Raw genomic sequence first — 1,898 nt, forward strand, 5'->3', positions numbered from 1 at the left:
ATTTATTTACACAAAAGAATTGACAGTGTCGAAGTTTAAGTAAACTATTGAATTTTCAAGGTACAAGCTCGCTTTTGTAAGTGGGAAGTTTAAGTAAAAAATACGAAGCGGGGAGAAATAAAACGTGAAAACTAAATCATTAGGAAAGAATGCATTCTTAAATGGGCTACGAAGCGTTTTAAATATTATATTTCCAATAATCACATTTCCATACGTGTCTAGAGTATTGAGTGTAGGAGAACTTGGAAAGTATAATTGGTCTAATTCTTTTGTATCATACTTCCTGTTGATTGCAGGATTAGGAATTGCGACATATGCAGTCAGAGAAGGCGCTAAGCTTAGGAATGATCGAAATGAAATTAGTGCTTTTGCGAGTCAAATTTTTTCGATTAATATATTATCTACTGTAGTTTCATATATACTGCTATTCTTATTTGTCTTGATTTTTCCGAAGATACAGAGCTATTCCGCATGTATTTATATTTTCGGTATTCAAATTGTTTTTACTACACTAGGTACGGAATGGATATATAGTATTTTTGAAGAATATACATATATAACTATCAGAAGTATAGTGTTTAAAATACTTTCCATTGTTATGTTATTTGTATTTGTGAGAAGACCTGGTGATTATTTAAACTATGCTGGAATAACTGTTTTTTCTGCAGTAGGGTCAAATGTACTGAACTATTTGCATGCTAAGAAATTTTGTACAATTAGGTTCACTTTTAATATAGATTGGCAAGAGCATCTTAAACCAATACTGATAATTTTTGCTTCGTCTGTTGCTACGACAATATATTTAGGTCTAGATACAACGTTATTGGGATTAATAAATAACAACTACGTTGTAGGTATATACTCTGTTTCGACAAAGATGTACAATATTGTTAAGCAACTTATTGCAGCGATACTAACTGTTACAATCCCTAGATTTGCATTGCTTTGGGGGCGTCATAGATATAGAGAGTATCGTAAGTTATTGTTACAGATATCCGACGCTTTGGCCTTGATATCAATTCCCGCTGCTGTCGGAGTTTATATGTTAGCTCCACAGATTGTAATACTATTGTCGAGTACTAAATATATTAGGGCTGTTAGCTCGTTGCGCTTATTATGTCCAGCGTTAATTTTTTCAATTTTTAGCTGGATTTTTACTAGTTGTGTTTTGATACCGGCAAAGCGCGAAAACAAGGTTTTGATCATAACGGTACTAAGTGCTGTAGTTAATTTGGTTTTGAATTTGCTATTAATGCCTTCTTTAAAAGAAAATGCTGCGGCGATAACAACATCATTGTCAGAAGCAATTTCTATGTTTTTAGGAATGTATTATAGCAGGGATATAATTAAGGGATTGTATAAAATCTATAAAAGCGAATTTTGGAAAGAAATCTTTACATATATCTTAGGTGCGATATCTATAGTGATCAATTGCCTTGCCGGTGATGTATTGTTTGATTCTACAGTAATGATTATTTTATTTGATGTTGTGTTATCCATTGTAGAGTATGTGTTGATACTTCTTGGAGTAAAGAACAAATTTGCGCTAGATGTGCTGGAACGTATATTGTTAAGGTTTAAATAGATGTTATTACGTGTGATCATCGTAATGTGCAAAAATTGTCATTACAATACATGGCCTCTCATATGATGCACTGACAGTTCATACGGCTTTTGTCTTTCTGCGCTGTAAGCGCCCAATAGCACGGTATCTATCGACTTCTGTTCAATAGTCATATACTGTTCTTAACAATTGAATATGGAGGAACACGATATTATGACTGAACATCCAATCGTACCGCTCGAGTTGCCAAAGGGCAAAATCAGACCTAAGAATAGGCCCGGAAAGAACTGGCTTGTTCTTAACTTGAAGTCCAATGGGGTTGAGCTGTCATTTT

Annotated in this window: 1 protein-coding gene; it reads left to right on the plus strand. The window is 33.8% G+C overall.

The window, feature by feature from the left end:
- Positions 1 to 124: 124 nt before the first annotated feature.
- Positions 125 to 1,585, plus strand: a complete 1,461-nt coding sequence (locus tag HMPREF3168_RS09475; RefSeq protein ID WP_070489793.1) for a flippase — start codon at positions 125 to 127, stop codon at positions 1,583 to 1,585.
- Positions 1,586 to 1,898 lie beyond the last annotated feature (313 nt).

This window comes from Lactobacillus sp. HMSC08B12, from assembly GCF_001808415.1.
Classification (GTDB): Bacteria; Bacillota; Bacilli; order Lactobacillales; family Lactobacillaceae; genus Lactobacillus; species Lactobacillus delbrueckii.